The sequence below is a fragment of the Nonomuraea sp. NPDC049028 genome, from assembly GCF_043197735.1.
GTDB lineage: Bacteria > Actinomycetota > Actinomycetes > Streptosporangiales > Streptosporangiaceae > Nonomuraea.
In genome coordinates, this window is record NZ_JBICTR010000008.1 from 147,213 (window position 1) to 163,860 (window position 16,648).

The window sequence follows — 16,648 nt, forward strand, 5'->3', positions numbered from 1 at the left end:
GACCATCCCCTCGGGCGTCGCGCAAAGAGCGAACGCCGCATCGTCCGATAGGCCGAACCTATGAGAGCCGTCGCCGGCTCATGTCCGCCGCCACGTTCAGAAAGGCCGTGGCGGCGGGGGACAGCGGCCCAGGCCGGAACACCAGGCGCACCGTCCGCCGCACCTGCGGCGACGTTGATCGCACCACCACGTTGCGCAGCTCGGTCTCGGCGATCCGCCGGGGGAGGAACGTGGCGCCCGCGCCGTGCATGACCAGCTCCCAGATCGCCTGCCGGTGCGCGCACTCGACGGCCACGAAGCCAACGGCCTGCCCCAGCACGTCGTCGAGTGCGGCCCGGCCGCCCGCCTCCGAGGATTCCAGGACCAGGGGGATGTCGCCGATCGCGGCCAGCGGGACCGGGTCGGGCAGCGCGGCGGCCAGGTGCGGGGGGAGGACGAGAGTGATCTCATGCTCCCAGAGCTCCTGGGTCCGCAACAGGTCGCTCCTCACCGGTGCGTCCGTCAGCCCCAGCTCGGCATCGCCCTGGCGCACCTGGCTCAGGACCCCCGATGAGCTGCCGGGATCGCGTACGGTGACCAGGATCCCAGGATGCGCCCGGTGCAGCGCGCTGGTCAGCTCCGGCAGCGGATCGGCGGACAGCGCGGACAGCACCGCGATCTCCAGACGCCCGGTCAGCAGGTCTCTGACGGCGTGCACGCGCCGCTTGGCGGCCTCGACGTCGGCCAGGATCTGCCGGGCCGGGTCGACGAACGCCCGCCCGTCGGCGGTCAGGGTGAGCCAGCGGCCGGACCGGTCGAACAGCTGTGTGCCCAGCTGGCGTTCAAGGCTGCGGATCGCCTGGGACAGCGACGGCTGCGCGATGTAGAGCGCCTTCGCGGCCTTGGTGACGCCGCCATGGTCGACGACCGCTACGAAGTACGTGACGAGCCGCAGGTCCATGCCCTGAACTTTACTCATAGGCAGCGCCGATAGATCCATACGCACCCTGGTCTTTGCGCGTACCGGTGCGGTGATGATGCAGTCGGGATACGCCGGGACGCCACCGGCTGACCTGTTCGATGACCCAGGAGCACGATGACAACGGAGAGCGGCACGACCGCCGTCGGTGACGACGTGCTGGTGCGTCACGAGTCGCGCATCGCGGTGATCACCATCAACCGCCCGCACGCCAAGAACGCTGTCACCCGCGCCGTGTCCGAGGGCATCGCCGCCGCGCTCGACGAGCTCGATCGGCGCGACGACCTCTCCGCCGCCGTCCTTACCGGGGCCGGAGACTGCTTTTGCGCGGGCATGGACCTGAAGGCATTTCTGCGCGGCGAGCGGCCGAGCCTCGAGGGCCGGGGATTCGCCGGCGTGACCGAGGCGCCGCCGAAGAAGCCGCTGATCGCCGCGGTCGAGGGCTACGCGCTGGCCGGCGGCTGCGAGATCGTCCTCGCCTGCGACCTCGTCGTGGCGGCGCGGACGGCGAAGTTCGGCATCCCGGAGGTCAAACGGGGCCTGGTGGCCGCCGCCGGTGGGCTGCTGCGCCTGCCGCACCGTGTCCCCCCGCAGATCGCGATGGAGCTCGCGCTGACCGGGGACCTGATCACGGCCGCGCGGGCGTACGAGATAGGCCTGGTCAACCGGCTCACCGAGGAGGGCGAGGCACTGGACGCCGCACTGACGCTCGCCGCCCGCATCGCGGAGAACGGCCCGCTCGCCACGCTCGCCACCAAGCGAGTGATCAAAGAGCACGAGCAGTGGCCGGAGGAGGAGCGGTTCGTCCGCCAGCGGCTGATCATCGAGCCGGTCTTCGCCTCGGAGGACGCCAAGGAAGGCGCCCGCGCCTTCGCCGAGAAGCGCCGGCCGAACTGGCAGGGCCGATGACCGTGAACGGTCCTCTCACCGGAGTGCGGGTCGTCGAGCTGGGCGGCATCGGCCCCGTTCCGTTCGCCGCCATGATGCTGGCCGATCTGGGGGCGGAGGTGATCCGCGTCCACCGCCCCGCCGATCGGGACGCGCGCCCGAACCCGGTGCTCGACCGCGGGCGCCGCTCGCTGGTCGCCGATCTGAAGAACCCCCGTGGCGCCGCCGTCGTCCGGGCCCTGATCGACACGGCGGACGCGGTCCTGGAGGGCTTCCGTCCCGGCGTGGCCGAGCGGCTGGGGTTCGATCCCGGGACGCTGGCCGAGAGCAATCCGCGCCTGGTGTTCGGCCGGATGACCGGCTTCGGCCAGGACGGGCCACTGGCCATGCGGGCCGGCCACGACATCAACTACATCGCGCTCTCCGGCGCGCTGGCCGCGATCGGCCGTCCCGATCACCCGCCCACGCCGCCGCTCAACCTGGTCGGCGACTTCGGCGGCGGCGGCATGCTGCTGGCGCTCGGCGTGCTGGCCGCGGTGCTGAACGCGCGCGCGTCGGGACGCGGCCAGGTGGTGGACGCGGCGATGGTCGAGGGCTCCGGCCTGCTGATGTCGATGATCTATGGCCGGTACGCGCACGGCGCCTGGGCCACCGAGCGTGGCGCGAACCTGCTCGACGGCGGCGCCCCCTTCTACGACACCTACGAGTGCGCCGACGGGCGGCACGTGGCCGTGGGCGCCATCGAAGGCGCCTTCTTCGCCAAGCTCGTGGACGTCCTTGGCGTCGCTCACGCGGTCGACCTCGCCGCCCAGCGCGACCCGGCCACCTGGCCCGCGATGCGGGAGACCTTCGCCAAGGCGTTCAAGAACGCCTCCCGCGAGGAATGGGTGGCGCGCTTCGCCGGCGTCGACGCCTGCGTCACACCGGTGCTGACCATGGACGAGGTCGTCGCGCATCCCCACAACGCCGCCCGGGACAGCTTCTACACCGACGCCGAGGGCGCCATCCAGCCCGCGCCCGCGCCCCGGTTCGCCGGCACCCCTAGCGACAGGCCGGCACCCGCGCCCGTCCCTGGCCAGGACACCCGTGCGATCCTCGCCGAACTTGGACATACCTCCGAGGAGATCGAAAACCTGCTGGCAGTGGGGGCGGTGCGGTGAACGCGTACTGGCCGGAGGGCATGGTCGACGCGCTGCCCACCTCGCCCGCCGGAAAGATCCTCAAGCCCGAGCCGTCGCCCACCACCCTCAGGAGCTGAACAGTGGACATCGAAGCGTTCCAGGAGGTGCTGGCCGCCGTGCGCACCTTCGTACGCAAGGAGGTCGTGCCCGCCGAAGACGTCATCGAGCAGACCGACGAGATCCCCGAGGCCATCCGTGCGAAGGCGGCTGACATGGGGTTGTTCGGCTACGCGCTGCCGGAGGAGCACGGCGGGCTCGGGTTCACCATGATCGAGGATGTTCAGCTGGCGATGGAGCTCGGCCACACCGCGCCGGCCTTCCGCTCGATGCTCGGCACCAACAACGGCATCGCCGGCCAGGTGCTGGTGAACTTCGGCACCGACGAGCAGAAGCGGCGACACCTCCCCGCGCTGGCGGCCGGCGACCAGATCGCCGCGTTCGCGCTGACCGAGCCCGAGGCCGGCTCCGACCCCAGCGGGCTGCGGACTCGGGCGGTCCGGGCCGAGGGCGGCTACCGGCTCACCGGCCAGAAGCGGTTCATCACGAACGCCGACCGGGCCGACCTGTTCATGGTCTTCGCCAGGACGAACGCCGACACCGAGGGCACCAAGGCCATCTCCGTCTTCGTGGTGGAGTCCGGCGCCGAGGGGCTCACGGTCGGCCCCAAGGACGAGAAGATGGGACAGCGCGGAGCACACACCGCCGAGGTCTTCCTCGACGACGTCTTCGTGCCCGACTCCGCGCTGATCGGCGGAGTCGAGGGCGAGGGGTTCGCGGCCGCCATGCGCTCGCTGGCGCGCGGCCGGCTGCACATCGCGGCGATCTGCGTCGGGCTGGCCCAGCGGCTCGTCGAGGAGAGCGTCACCCATGCCGCCGCCACCCGGCAGGGCGGGCGGCCCATCGCGGAGTTCCAGCAGGTGCAGGCGATGCTCGCGGACTCGCAGACCGAGCTCATGGCCGGGCGGGCGATGGTGCTGGACGCGGCGCGGGCCTACGACGACGGCAGCGACCGGCGCATGGCCCCCTCGTGCGCGAAGCTCTTCTGCTCGGAGATGGTCGGCCGGGTGGCCGACCGCGCCGTACAGATTCACGGCGGCCTGGGATACATGCGGTCGGTCCCGGTCGAGCGGTTCTACCGCGACGCCCGCCTGTTCCGGCTGTACGAGGGCACGAGCGAGGTGCAAAAGGTCATCATCGCCAAGCAACTGCTCAAGGGCGCGGAACGAAGCGGAGAGCGATCATGAGCGCACTGACCGAGGACGAAAGGGAGATCGTCGCCCTGGCCGGCGAATTCGTCGACGAGCGGGTGCGGCCGCGAGTACGGGACTACGAGTCGGTGGACGCCTACCCCGCCGAGTTCATCGAGGAGATGAAGAAGCTGGGCTTCTTCGGCCTGCTCGCGCCCGCCGAGCACGGCGGCGTGGAGGTGAGTACGGAGTGCTTCGCCCGGGTCACCGAGGAGCTGGCCCGCGGCTGGATGAGCCTGGCCGGCGCCATCGGCGGGCACTCGGTCATCACCTACATGATCCGCACGTTCGGCACCCCTGACCAGCGCGAACGTTACCTGCCCCGGATGGCCGACGGCACGATCCGGGCGGCGATGGCGCTCACCGAGCCCGGCGGCGGCAGCGACCTGCAGGCGATGCGCACGCACGCCCGCGAGGACGGCGGCGACCTGTTGATCACCGGGTCGAAGACCTGGATCACCAACGCCCGCCACGCCGGCCTCATCGGCCTACTCTGCGTGACCGACCCGGACGCGAAGCCGGCGCACCGGGGCATGAGTGTGCTCCTCGTCGAGCCCGGCGACGGCATGACCGTGTCCAAGAACCTGCCGAAGCTCGGCTATCGCGGCGTCGAGTCCTGTGAGCTCGTCTTCGACGACATGCGGGTCCCCGCGTCCGCCGTGCTCGGCGACGAGCCGAACCAGGGCTGGGCGCAGATGATGCGTGGCCTGGAGATCGGCAGGATCCAAGTCGCCGCCCGCGCGGTCGGCGTCGCCCAGGCCGCGCTCGACGACGCGGTGCGGTACGCGCAAGAACGCGAGTCGTTCGGCAAGCCGATCTGGAAACACCAGTCGGTGGGCAACCTGCTGGCCGACATGGCGACCAAGGTCCAGGCGGCACGGCTGCTCACCGAGGACGCCGCCCGCCGGCTCGACGCGGGCGGCCGCGCCGACATGGAGGCCGGTATGGCCAAGCTCTTCGCCTCCGAGGCTGCGATGCAGGTGACGCTGGACGCGATGCGCGTGCACGGCGGGTACGGCTACTCCAAGGAGTTCGACGTCGAGCGCTACTTCCGGGACGCCCCGCTGATGATCCTCGGCGAGGGCACCAACGAGATCCAGCGCAACGTCATCGCCGCCCAACTGATCGCCCGCAACCCCATCAGCTGAGGAAACATGATGCTGCTCAACGGCAAGACCGCGGTCGTCACCGGCGCCGCCCAGGGCATCGGCCTCGCCATCGCGGAGGTCTTCGTCAGGGAAGGCGCGCGGATCGTGATCGGTGACCTCAACCTGGAGGCCGCCGAGGCGGTGGCCAAGGGGCTCGGCGGGCCAGGCGTGGCCCGGGCGGCGCGGTGCGACGTCACCCGCGCCGCGGACGTGGACGCCCTGATCCGGACGGCGCTGGAGGCGTTCGGCTCGCTGGACGTCATGGTCAACAACGCCGGGATCACCCGCGACGCGACGATGCGCACGATGACCGAGGAGCAGTTCGACCAGGTCATCGACGTCCACCTCAAGGGCACCTGGAACGGCACCCGCAAGGCCGCCGCCGTCATGCGCGAGCAGAAGAGCGGCGCGATCGTGAACATCTCCTCGCTGTCGGGGAAGGTCGGCATGGTCGGCCAGACCAACTACTCCGCCGCCAAGGCCGGTGTCGTCGGCCTGTCCAAGGCCGCCGCCAAGGAGTTGGCCCACCACGGCGTCCGGGTCAACGCCATCCAGCCGGGCCTGATCCGCTCGGCCATGACCGAGGCGATGCCGCAGAAGGCGTGGGACCAGAAGCTGGCCGAGATCCCGATGGGACGGGCGGGCGAGGCGCACGAGGTCGCCTCGGTGGCGTTGTTCCTGGCCTCGGATCTGTCGTCGTACATGACCGGCACCGTGCTCGAAGTCACCGGCGGGCGGTTGATGTGAGCAGTCACCGGCGGGCGGTTGATGTGAGCAGTCACCGGCGGGCGGTTGATGCGAGCTGGGCACCGCACACCGTCGTCACGACCGAGACGGTCGACCCCCATCCGGTGGCGGCGCTGTCGGCGTTGTTCGACGACGGCACGCCCGCGATCGGCCCGGGGGACGTCCTTCCGCCGCTGTGGCACTGGCTCGCCCTGGCCCGCTGGCCCCGCTCGTCCGCGCTCGGCGCCGACGGCCATCCGGCGCGCGGGTCGTTCCTGCCCCCGGTGGAACTGCCGCGCCGGATGTTCGCCGGCGGCGAGGTCGTCCTCCATGCCCCGCTCACGGTCGGTGGCACGGTCCGCCGTGAGGCGCGCGTGGAGTCGGTCACCGAGAAGTCCGGCCGCACCGGCCGCCTCGTCGTGGTGACCGTCGTCACCGCCCTGTACGACGAGCATGACAAACTCGCGATCGAGGAGCGCCAGGACCTGATCTACCGGGACGCCGGGCCCGCCGCGCCCTCGGCCGCGCAGCCGCCCGACGCGGCCCCCGCCCGCGCTCCGTTCACCCGGACGGGGGAGTGGGCCTGGGATTTCGCCACGGATCCGACGCTGCTGATGCGCTTCAGCGCGGCGAGCGCGAATCCCCACCGCATCCACTACGACTGGCCGTACACCACCCGTGTCGAGGGCTATCCCGGCCTGGTCGTGCACGGCCCCCTGATGACGCTCGCCCTTGCGGAGATCCTCCGCCTCGAAGGGCACCGGGGCGAGGTCGTCCGCCTGCGGCACCGCAACCGCAAGCCGCTGTTCTGCGGCCAGCGGGTGGAGCTCCGGCGGGTCGAGGACACCGGATCGCTGACGCTGGGCGTGTTCGGCGCGGATGACGAGCCCCGCAGTACCTTGACGATCGAGCAGGAAGGGGCCGGCCATGCGTGAGGCGGTCATCTGTGAGCCCGTCCGCACCCCGATAGGCCGTTACGGCGGGATGTTCAGGAGCCTGACGGCGGCCGACCTCGGCGTCATCGCGCTCAAGGGCCTGATCGAGCGCACCGGCCTCGTGCCGGACGAGATCGAGGACGTCGTCCTGGGCCACTGCAACGCCAGCAGCGAGGCGCCCGCGATCGGCCGCGTCGTCGCGCTCGACGCCGGTCTGCCCGCCCACGTCCCCGGCTTCCACCTCGACCGCCGGTGCGGCTCGGGCCTGCAGGCCGTCATTCACGCCGCCATGCAGGTGCAGACCGGGGTTCATGAGGTCGTCGTCGCGGGCGGCACGGAGAGCATGAGCAACGCCACGTTCTACTCCACGGACATGCGCTGGGGCGCGAGGAACGGCGTAGCGGTGCACGACAGCCTCGTACGCGCCCGGCAGACCGCGGGCGGCCGGAGACACCCGATCCCCGGCGGCATGATCGAGACCGCCGAGAGCCTGCGCCGCGCGTACGCGATCTCGCGCCGGGAACAGGACGAGCTGGCCCTGCTGTCCCACCAGCGCGCGGTCAGGGCCCAGGCCGACGGCATCCTGGCCGAGGAGATCATCCCGACCTCGGTCTCCACCAGGAGCGGCGAGGCCGTGATCGACACCGACGAGCACCCCCGCGCCGACACCTCTTTGGAGTCCCTGTCCAGGCTCAAGCCACTCCTGGCCGGCTCCGACCCGGAGGCGACCGTCACGGCGGGCAACGCGAGCGGGCAGAACGACGCCGCCGCCATGTGCCTCGTCACCACCCCCGAGCGCGCCGACCGGCTCGGCCTGCGACCGCTGGTCCGCCTCGTGTCGTGGGCCGTGGCCGGGGTCGCGCCGGAGACCATGGGCATCGGCCCGGTACCCGCCACCGCGGCCGCCCTGGACCGGGCCGGCCTCTCGCTGCACGACATGGAACTCATCGAGCTCAACGAGGCGTTCGCGGCCCAGGCGCTGGCGGTCATGAGGGAGTGGAAGTTCGGCGAGGAGGACCTGGAGCGTACGAACGTCCACGGCTCCGGCATCTCGCTCGGCCACCCGGTCGGCGCCACCGGTGTGCGGATGCTGGCGACGCTGTCCCGCGAGCTCTGCCGGCGCGAGGCCAGGTACGGCCTGGAGACCATGTGCATCGGCGGCGGCCAGGGCCTGGCCGCCGTCTTCGAACGGGTGACGTCATGACCGCCCGCGTCTTCACCTCCCTGGAGGAGGTGAAGAGCGCCCTCGACGAGCCCATCGGCCCCAGCGACTGGCTCGTCGTGGATCAGGAGCGCATCGACGCCTTCGCCGACGCCACCGGCGACCACCAGTGGATCCATGTCGACCCAGAACGGGCCGCGTCCGGTCCGTTCGGCCGCACCATCGCGCACGGATACCTGACGCTGTCGCTGATCCCGCACTTCGGGCCCCGGCTCTTCCGCCTCGACCTGGGCGGGGCCCGCGTCAACTACGGCGTGAACAAGGTCCGCTTCCCCTCGCCCGTGCCTGAGGGCTCGCGCCTGCGGGCGGTGGCCGCCTTCGCCGGCCTGCGGGAGACCGCGACGGGCGCCGCACTCACGACGCGCTACACCATCGAGCTCGACGGCGAACGAAAACCCGCCTGCGTCGCCGAGACCATCACGCTCCTTCTCGACGCCTGAGGATCCCCGGGGCAAGTCGGCGGTCGCCGCCCGAAGGAAGTCAGGTCAGCGGTCGCTGCCCGAGGGAAGGCAGGTCAACGGTCCCAGATCGGCGTCCGCTTCTCGGCGAAGGCGCGGGCGCCCTCCTGCGCGTCGGCGGAGGCCACCACCTCGGCCCACACCTTCAGCTGCGCCGCGAACGCGGCCTCGTCGGTGTAGTTCACCGACGACGACAGGATCCGCTTGGACATCCGCACCGCGAACGGCGCGTTGGCGGCGATCCTGGCGGCCAGCGCCCGCGCCCCCTCCAGCGCCACACCCGGCTCGGTGAGCTCGTTGACCAGCCCGTACGCGTGCGCCCGCGCCGCCGGCAACGGATCACCGGTGAGCACCAGCTGCATGGCGAGGTGGTGTGGCAACGCCTTCGCCACCCGCAACAATCCGCCTCCGACCGCGATCAGCCCCCGCTTGACCTCGGGCAGGCTGAACTGGGCAGTTCGGGACGCCACCACCAGATCGGCCGCCAGCGCCAGCTCGCAGCCACCCGCGGCCGCCCACCCCTCAACCGCCGCGATCAGCGGTTTCTCCGGAAGCCGCTCGGTGATGCCGGCGAAGCCGCGCCCCGGCAGGGCAGGCTTCTCGCCCCGCGTGAACGCCTTCAGATCCATGCCGGAGCAGAACGTGCCGCCGGCTCCGGTGAGGATCCCCACCTTCAGGTCGGGCCTGGACTCGAGCTCGTCGATCGCCGCCGCGAGCGCCTTCGTCGTCTCCAGGTCCACCGCGTTGCGTGCCGCGGGCCGGTTGATGGTGATGACCGCGATGCCGTCCGCGAATTCGGTCAGCACTGTGCTCATCGAGGTGCTCCCTTGGTCAGAGGCCGATGGACTTGGCGATGATGCTCTTCATGACCTCGCTGGTGCCACCGTAGATGCGGGTGACGCGCGCGTCGGCGTACATGCGGGCGATCGGGTATTCCAGCACGTACCCGTAGCCGCCGTGCAGTTGCAGGCACTTGTCGACGACGCGGGACTGCAGCTCGGTGCAGAAGAGCTTCACCTTGGCCGCGTCGGCCGCGCTCAGCTCGCCGGCGTCGTGCTCCTCCAGCGCGCGGTCGACCAGCGCCTGGCCCGCCTCCACGTCGGTCGCGCACTCGGCGAGCACGAACTTGGTGTTCTGGAAGCCGGACAGCGGCCGGCCGAAGACGTTCCGCTCGTTCACGTAGGCGAGGGTGACCTCCAGCGCCGTCGCCGCTGCCGCCTGCGCGTTCACGGCGATGGACAGTCGCTCCTGCGCGAGGTTGTGGCGGAGGAACTCGAACGCGCGGCCCTCCTCGCCCAGCAGGTTCGCCGCCGGCACGGCGACGTCCTCGAAGGCCAGCTCGGCGGTGTCCTGCGCCTTGAGCCCGAGCTTGTCCAGATTGCGGCCCACCGAGAAGCCGGGCGAGCCCGCCTCGACGACCAGGATGCTCAGCCCCGCCCGCCGGTCGCCCGTGGGCGGGGACGTACGGGCGACGACGAGTACGAGGTCGGCGTTGACAGCGCCGGTGATGAAGGTCTTGGCCCCGTTGAGCACATAATGGTCCCCGTCGAGCACCGCGGTCGTGGCGATGCCGGCGAGGTCCGACCCGGTTCCCGGCTCGGTCATCGCGATCGCGGTCATCAGCTCGCCGTTGGCCACCCCTGGCAGCCAGCGCCGCTTCTGCTCCTCGGAGGCGTAGCGCAGCAGGTACGGCAGCACGATGTCGGTGTGCACCCGTACCGGGCCGAGGCCCAGCTTCGCCCGCGCCAGTTCCTCGTTCACCACGACGTTGAACCTGAAGCCGCGCTGGCCGCCGCCGCCGTACTCCTCGGGGACCTGCAGGCCGAGCACGCCCAGCTTGCCGAGCCGCCGGTAGAAGTCGCGGGGCGCCGCGCCCGCCTTCTCCCACGCGGGGAAGATCGGGACGACCTCCCGGGCGAGGAAGTCACGGACGGTGGCCCGGAACGCCTCATGGTCGTCGTCGAAGACGGTGCGTCGCATCGTTCCTCTCTCTGCCGGCAAGACCAGGATCTTGTCGAACGATCGTTAAGTGTAGGTCGCGGACCGGCGATGTCAGGGTCCGGATCGGCGGGTCAGCGGGTCTTGGCGCGCGACCTTCGGGCCGGCGGGCGGTGCTCCACCACCGTGAGCGCCAGATGGACGTAGCGCTCCACCAGGTCGGTGACGCTCAGGTCGCCGTCGGGTTGGTACCACTGGGCGATCGCGTTGCACATCGCCAGGATCGCCCGCTGCGCCTCGTCGGGATGGGGAGTGGCGAAGACGCCGCGCGCCGCGCCGTCGTCGATGATCTCACGCAGCAGTTTCGGCAGCGCGTCGCGCCGCTCCACGAACCGCTCCAGCCGCTCCGGCTCCAGGTTGCGCAGCTCTCGCAGCGCGAGCAGGCTGTCGACCTGGCGCCGCACCCGGTATTCGACCGTGGACCGGACGAAGGCGCTCAGCCGCGCCGCCGGGTCGTCCCCGGCGGCGGTCAGTGCCGTCTCGCAGCCGCGCCGGCAGTCGTCGAGCGCGTCTTCCAGCAGCGCGTGGAGGAGCTCCTGCTTACCTGCGTGGTAGTAGTAGAGAACCGAGAGGCTCAGCCCCGCGCCCTTCGCGATGTCCCTGATCGAGGCGCCGTGGTAGCCGCGCTCGGCGAAGATGTCGCGTGCCGACCGCATGATCGCGGCAAGCCCGTTTCCCCTGGTCACCGCCCCCGGCGGCCGATCCGCCGCCGCTGCCGTGCCGCGTGTCGCCATCACCACATCCTATTCCAAGCGTGTCCGATGTTGAGATCATCAGCCCCGGCCGGGGCTAGCCCGCCTTGACCTGATACTCCTTGGCGAGGTCGGACACCTTGAAGTCCTCGATGAGCTTCATGCCGGCGTAGACGCCCTGGTCGGGGCGGTGGATCTGGCTGGCCCGCGAGGTCGGCTGCGCCGGCTCGGACAGGTCCAGCGCCGGCCCGAGCCCGTCGATGCTGAAGCTGGTCACCTTGGTGCGGGCGGCGAGCAGGCCCTTGCGGGTCAGGTCGTTGCACGTACCACTGATGATCTTCGCCCACAGGTGGGTCGACAGGTATGCGAGCACCACCGCGCCGCCCGACTCCGGCTGCTGAGCGCCGAACTTGGCCTTCCACTTGTCCGCGAGCGCCTTGACCGCGGGGGTGTCCGCGCTGAGCAGCCCGATGCCCGACACCCGGTAGTACCGCTTGATCAGCGCGGGCGCGGCCGCCGTGGACAGCAGGCTCGTGGCGAACGTCGCCACGTTCCCCATGATCGGCACGTCGAGTCCGGCGGCCTGGGCGGCGCTGGCCACCGCCGCGGTCTGCTTCGCCGTCGAGTCCAGCAGGATCGCCTTGGCACCGGCCGCCTTCATCGCGTTGACCTGGCTGGTGAGGTCGGCGTCGGTCGGCTTGATCTGCTGGCCGGACAGTTTCAGACCGAGTTTCCCGGCTGCGAACGTGCTTCCCTTCAGGCTGTTCTCGCCGATCTCGCCCTGCAGGTAGATGTGCCCGAGGGTGTCGCCCTTCTTCAACATGCCCTCCCGCACCATCCAGTCGACGCTGTTGATCGCCTGGACGTCGTACGTGGCGCCGACCACGAGGAGATGCGGATCGCCGAGCAGCGTGGGCGCGAACGCCGTCAGGCCGACCAGCATGTCGTTCGAGGTGATCTTGTCCCGCAGCGCCGAGGTGATCGCCGAACCGTAGACGTTGAGCAACCCGAGGACCTGCGGCGCGACCTCGTCGTAGGCCGTGACCGCCTTCTGCACGTCGTACCCGTGGTCCCGGATGACGAGCTCGATCTTCCGCCCGCACACCCCGCCCGCCGCGTTGATCTCGTCGACGGCGAACTGGCTGGCGGTGTTGCTGGTCTTCCCTGATGTGGCGAACGCGCCGGACAGGTCCAGCAGCATGCCCAGTTTGATGGTGGAGTCACTGACACCGGGGGCGGCGCCGCTCCCGGACGAGGTGGCCTTGGTGGAGCAAGCGGTGACGGACAGGGCGGCCACGAGGGCGGCCGCGGCGAAGACGCGCGGACGGGACCGGTTCATGGGTTCTCCTGGTAGTTCTCTGGGGGGTGTCGAGAAGGGGTCAGGGGACGGCCGGCCTGCGCCGGTCCCGGAGGGCGTGCACCATCGCGCGCACCCCGCCGGGCTGGGTCAGCATGACGACCACGACGAGCGCGCCGTACACGAACTGCGCGGCGATGGACGCTTCCAGCCCGTCCTGGCCGGGGCCGACGACGAGCGGCAGCACGTCGGCGTAGCGGGACAGCACGATCGGCAGCGCGACCACGAACGTCGCCCCGATGATGGCGCCGGACGTCGAGCCGAGCCCGCCAAGGATGATCATCGCGAGGAAGTCGATGGAGAGATGGAGGTCGAAATAGTCGGGGACGGCACGCTGGAACGCCAGCGCCGTCAGCACGCCGGCGGCGCCTGCGTACATCGAGGACAGGACGAACGCGGCCGCTTTGGTGCGCTGCACCCGCACGCCCATCGCGGCGGCGCCCACCTCGCTGTCACGTATGAGGCGGAACGCCCGGCCCGGCCGGCCCCGCAGCACGTTGCGGGCCACCAGCATGGCCACGACGGTGACGGCCAGGAAGAGATACCAGAGGTTCTCGACGGCCCCGAACGGCACCCCGAGCACGACGAGGCCGCCGGCGTCGGAGAAGACGAACCCGCCGAGCGCGAACGGCGTGACCGAGCGCCCGTCGTAGCCGCCGGTCACCGGCCGCAGGTTGAGCAGCAGGTGGTGGCCGAGGAAGACCAGGCCGAGCGAGGCGATGCCGAGATAGATGCCGCGCAACCGGCTGGCGATCGGGCTGAACAGCAGGCCGCACAGCCCGGCGAGCAGGGTCGCGAGCACCGCCGCCACGAGCGGGGGCAGTCCCAGGCCCGTCAGATGGCCGCCCTCGCCGCCGTCGCCGCCGGAGAGGAACGCGTAGCCGTACGTGCCGACCGCGACGAAGAACGCGTGCCCGAGCGACAGCTGCCCGGCCGCGCCGAACAGGATGGTCAGGCCGAGCGCCCCGACCGCCGAGGCCATCGCGAACAAGCCGATGCGCAGCCAGAACGCGTCCACGTACAGCGGCAGGGCCAGCGCCACCACGATCGCGGCGACCACGGCGGCGACTGCCGGCAGGCGGCGCGGCAGCGTCCGGGCCCGCGAATCGGCGGGGACGGGACGGACAGGTGCGATGGTGTCCTCAGACACGGCTGAACTCCTTCGACCCGAACAGTCCGGACGGCCGCCACAGCAGCACGACGATCATCACGAGATAGGCCACGACGTCGCCCACTCCTAGCCCCAGGAACGCGAGCGAGTCCTGGTGACCGGCCACGAGCACCTGGACGACCCCGACGATGAGGCCGCCGGCGATGGCCCCGCCGAGCGAGTCGAATCCGCCGATGATGGCGGCGGGGAAGGCGGCGATCGCGACCGATTCGATGCTCAGGCTGACGCCGGGGCTGGGGAACGAGGCCAGGCCGATCCCGGCCGCAGTGGCCAGCAGCCCGGCCACCACCCAGGCGCCGGCCGAGACCCGGCGCAGCCGGATCCCCACCAGCGCCGCGCCCTCGGCGTCGGCGATGGACGCGCGCATCGCCAGCCCCCAGCCGGTCAGCGTGAGCAGCGCGGTGAGACCGCCGATCAGCAGCGGTACGGCGACCACGATGATGACGATCGTGAGCGGCAGCGTCAGCGGCCCCAGGTTGACCACCTCGCCGTCCCACGGCGCCCCCAGCGGAAGCACCTGCTCCCCGAGGCGGCGGGTCAGCTCGGCGGTCAGCACGACGTTCAGCCCGATCGTGAGGATCGCCATCGAGTGGTGGTTGTGCGGGTCGATGCGGGCCAGCAGGAGCCGCTCGGTCGCCAGCGCGAGCAGGCCGGCGACGGCGAGGCCGAGCAGCGCCGCCGCGGCGAACCCGATCCGCGACTGGGTGGCGGCGACCACGTACACGCCCAGGAGCAGGAATGACGCGTGAGCGAAGTTGACCACGCGGGTGGCCTTGAAGACGATGACGAAGCCGAGCGTGATGAGTGCGTACAGCAGGCCCAGGGACACGCCGTTGACGAGCAGTTCCAGCAGGCGGATCATCGCGGCGTCCTCTCGGCCTCTTGCTCGATCACGGGTTCGTCCCGAGCGTGCGCGTCCGGAGCGTCCTCGTCCGGAGCGTCCTCGTCCGACACGCCGAGATAGGCGCTGACCACGGTCGGGTCCCGGCGCACCTCGGCCGGCGTTCCCTCGGCGACGACCTTGCCGAAGTCCAGCACCGTGATGCGGTCGGCGATCGACATGACCACGCCCATGTCGTGCTCCACGAACACCACGGTGAGGCCGAGGGCGTCGCGCGCCGCGAGGACCAGCCGCCCCAGCTCCCGGCTCTCCGCGGTGTTCATGCCGGCGACCGGCTCGTCGAGGATGAGCAGGCGCGGCTCCAGGCACAGCGCCCTGGCGAACTCCAGGCGCTTGAGGTCGCCGTACGCCAGCCGCCCGGCGGTGGCCTCCAGCAGCGCCGAGAGGCCGGCGAACTCGGCGATCTCCCGTACCCGCGCCTCGTGGCGGCGCTGTTCGCCGCGGCCGAGCCACAGGGCGGTCCTGAGCAGGCCGGCGCGGGTCAGCCGGTGCCGCCCCACCATCAGGTTGTCCAGCACCGACTCCCGCGGCGAGACCACGATGTTCTGGAAGGTCCTGCCGACCCCGAGCGCCGCGACCCGGTCGGGGCGCTGCCGGGTCACCTCGTGGTCGTCGAGCAGGATGCGTCCGTCGGCCACCGGGTAGATGCCGCACAGCGCGTTGAGCAGCGACGACTTGCCCGCCCCGTTGGGGCCGATGACCGCGTGCACGGTCCCCGGCTCGACGGTGAACGACACCTCGTCCAGCGCCAGCAGACCGCTGAAGGCCACGCTCACCCCGTCCACCACGAGGCGGGGCGGGCTCACGCCGTCCACCGGGCCAGCTGGGGCACGGCACGGCCGTCGCGCGGGTCGTCGTGGTCGGTTTCCAGGTCTTCGCCGAGGTAGAGCCGGCGGACCTCGTCGCTGTGCGACAGTTCGTCGGCCGGTCCGCTCAAGACGACCCGTCCGAGCTCAAGGACGTACGCCGACTGGGCGACGGACAACGCCATGGCCGCGTTCTGCTCCACCAGCAGCACGGGGACGCCGTCGCGGGCGATCTCACGCACGATCTCGCCGATCTGCTTGACCAGTCGCGGCGCCAGGCCCAGCGACGGCTCGTCCAGCAACAGCAGCTTCGGCTGGGCCATCAGCGCGCGGGCGATGGCGAGCATTTGCTGTTCGCCGCCTGACAGCGTGCCGGCGCGCTGACGGTGCCGCTCGGCCAGCCGGGGGAACATCTCGAACACCTGGCGGCGACAGCGTGCCCGCGCCTCGCGGGACCGGACGGTGACGGCGCCCGCGTCGAGGTTCTCGTCAACGGTGAGCGGCCCGAACACGTGTCGGCCCTCCGGGACCTGGACGAGCCCGCCGGTCACCACAGCCGCCGGGTTCGCGCCGGCGATCTGCTGGCCCAGGAACCTGATCGATCCCGCGGCGACCGATCCGCCGTGCAACGGCACCGTCCCCGAGACGGCCCGCATGAGGGAGGTCTTTCCCGCGCCGTTCGCGCCGAGCAGCGCGACCACGCCTGCCTCGGCGACCGCGAGGCTCACTCCGTGAAGTACGGGCTCACGTGCGCCATAGCGAACGACGAGCCCTTCGATCTCGAGCATCCGGCTTCTCCTTGCTGTTCTCGCGGCCTCACTCCGTGAGGCGGGCTCGGTCGCCCATGCCGCCGCCTTCCCCCGCTCTGGTCGCTCCGCTCCCGAGGTATAGATCAATCGTTCGTTAAGTTGGCACTATCGATCGTTCGTTAAGTACGCGTAATGTAGGTCTCTCGAAGAC

The 16,648-nt window shown here is 71.1% G+C and carries 17 protein-coding genes; 8 read left to right on the forward strand and 9 right to left on the reverse strand.

Annotated elements, in window-relative coordinates; all coding sequences use genetic code 11:
• Positions 1 to 58: 58 nt before the first annotated feature.
• On the reverse strand, positions 59 to 940 hold the full coding sequence (locus tag ACGFJ2_RS30985; protein ID WP_357938021.1) for a LysR substrate-binding domain-containing protein: 882 nt from the start codon (positions 938 to 940) through the stop codon (positions 59 to 61).
• Between the two features lie 135 nt (positions 941 to 1,075).
• Between ACGFJ2_RS30985 and ACGFJ2_RS30990 the strand changes: the two genes are divergently transcribed.
• The 8 genes from ACGFJ2_RS30990 (at position 1,076) to ACGFJ2_RS31025 (ending at position 8,745) form a co-directional block, all read left to right on the forward strand.
• Positions 1,076 to 1,867, forward strand: a complete 792-nt coding sequence (locus tag ACGFJ2_RS30990) for a crotonase/enoyl-CoA hydratase family protein (RefSeq protein WP_357938017.1) — start codon at positions 1,076 to 1,078, stop codon at positions 1,865 to 1,867.
• Entirely contained in the window at positions 1,864 to 3,006 is a 1,143-nt protein-coding gene (locus ACGFJ2_RS30995) for a CaiB/BaiF CoA transferase family protein (protein ID WP_393474244.1), read from the forward strand. Before ACGFJ2_RS30990 ends, ACGFJ2_RS30995 begins: the two co-directional genes overlap by 4 nt.
• 101 nt (positions 3,007 to 3,107) lie before the next feature.
• Entirely contained in the window at positions 3,108 to 4,271 is a 1,164-nt protein-coding gene (locus ACGFJ2_RS31000; protein ID WP_357938011.1) for an acyl-CoA dehydrogenase family protein, read from the forward strand.
• Complete coding sequence (locus ACGFJ2_RS31005; RefSeq protein ID WP_357938008.1) at positions 4,268 to 5,422, forward strand: acyl-CoA dehydrogenase family protein; 1,155 nt, start codon at positions 4,268 to 4,270, stop codon at positions 5,420 to 5,422. Before ACGFJ2_RS31000 ends, ACGFJ2_RS31005 begins: the two co-directional genes overlap by 4 nt.
• 6 nt (positions 5,423 to 5,428) lie before the next feature.
• Entirely contained in the window at positions 5,429 to 6,169 is a 741-nt protein-coding gene (gene fabG, locus ACGFJ2_RS31010) for a 3-oxoacyl-ACP reductase FabG (RefSeq protein WP_393474248.1), read from the forward strand.
• 23 nt (positions 6,170 to 6,192) lie between these two features.
• A complete protein-coding gene (locus ACGFJ2_RS31015) occupies positions 6,193 to 7,083 on the forward strand; it encodes a MaoC family dehydratase N-terminal domain-containing protein (protein WP_393474251.1) in 891 nt (296 codons plus the stop codon).
• A complete protein-coding gene (locus tag ACGFJ2_RS31020; RefSeq protein WP_393474254.1) occupies positions 7,076 to 8,287 on the forward strand; it encodes an acetyl-CoA C-acetyltransferase in 1,212 nt (403 codons plus the stop codon). The genes ACGFJ2_RS31015 and ACGFJ2_RS31020 overlap by 8 nt, the downstream gene beginning before the upstream one ends.
• On the forward strand, positions 8,284 to 8,745 hold the full coding sequence (locus ACGFJ2_RS31025) for a MaoC family dehydratase (RefSeq protein ID WP_357937996.1): 462 nt from the start codon (positions 8,284 to 8,286) through the stop codon (positions 8,743 to 8,745). Before ACGFJ2_RS31020 ends, ACGFJ2_RS31025 begins: the two co-directional genes overlap by 4 nt.
• Before the next feature lie 74 nt (positions 8,746 to 8,819).
• Here the strand turns inward: ACGFJ2_RS31025 and ACGFJ2_RS31030 are convergent, their stop codons facing one another.
• The 8 genes from ACGFJ2_RS31030 to ACGFJ2_RS31065 form a co-directional block, all read right to left on the reverse strand.
• Positions 8,820 to 9,578, reverse strand: a complete 759-nt coding sequence (locus ACGFJ2_RS31030) for a crotonase/enoyl-CoA hydratase family protein (protein WP_393474257.1) — start codon at positions 9,576 to 9,578, stop codon at positions 8,820 to 8,822.
• Positions 9,579 to 9,594: 16 nt separating this feature from the next.
• A complete protein-coding gene (locus tag ACGFJ2_RS31035; RefSeq protein ID WP_357937990.1) occupies positions 9,595 to 10,743 on the reverse strand; it encodes an acyl-CoA dehydrogenase family protein in 1,149 nt (382 codons plus the stop codon).
• 92 nt (positions 10,744 to 10,835) lie between these two features.
• Complete coding sequence (locus ACGFJ2_RS31040) at positions 10,836 to 11,495, reverse strand: TetR/AcrR family transcriptional regulator (RefSeq protein ID WP_357937987.1); 660 nt, start codon at positions 11,493 to 11,495, stop codon at positions 10,836 to 10,838.
• A 55-nt stretch (positions 11,496 to 11,550) separates the two neighbouring features.
• Positions 11,551 to 12,792, reverse strand: coding sequence for an ABC transporter substrate-binding protein (locus ACGFJ2_RS31045; protein WP_393474262.1), 1,242 nt, complete (start codon positions 12,790 to 12,792; stop codon positions 11,551 to 11,553).
• A gap of 40 nt (positions 12,793 to 12,832) precedes the next feature.
• The gene (locus ACGFJ2_RS31050; protein ID WP_393474265.1) at positions 12,833 to 13,960 is read right to left on the reverse strand and encodes a branched-chain amino acid ABC transporter permease; all 1,128 of its coding nucleotides are present in this window, start codon (positions 13,958 to 13,960) and stop codon (positions 12,833 to 12,835) included.
• Positions 13,953 to 14,843, reverse strand: coding sequence for a branched-chain amino acid ABC transporter permease (locus ACGFJ2_RS31055; RefSeq protein WP_357937978.1), 891 nt, complete (start codon positions 14,841 to 14,843; stop codon positions 13,953 to 13,955). The genes ACGFJ2_RS31050 and ACGFJ2_RS31055 overlap by 8 nt, the downstream gene beginning before the upstream one ends.
• Positions 14,840 to 15,688 (reverse strand): ABC transporter ATP-binding protein, encoded by an 849-nt coding sequence (locus ACGFJ2_RS31060; RefSeq protein WP_393474268.1) that lies wholly within the window; start codon positions 15,686 to 15,688, stop codon positions 14,840 to 14,842. The genes ACGFJ2_RS31055 and ACGFJ2_RS31060 overlap by 4 nt, the downstream gene beginning before the upstream one ends.
• Complete coding sequence (locus ACGFJ2_RS31065) at positions 15,685 to 16,476, reverse strand: ABC transporter ATP-binding protein (RefSeq protein WP_357937972.1); 792 nt, start codon at positions 16,474 to 16,476, stop codon at positions 15,685 to 15,687. The genes ACGFJ2_RS31060 and ACGFJ2_RS31065 overlap by 4 nt, the downstream gene beginning before the upstream one ends.
• Positions 16,477 to 16,648 lie beyond the last annotated feature (172 nt).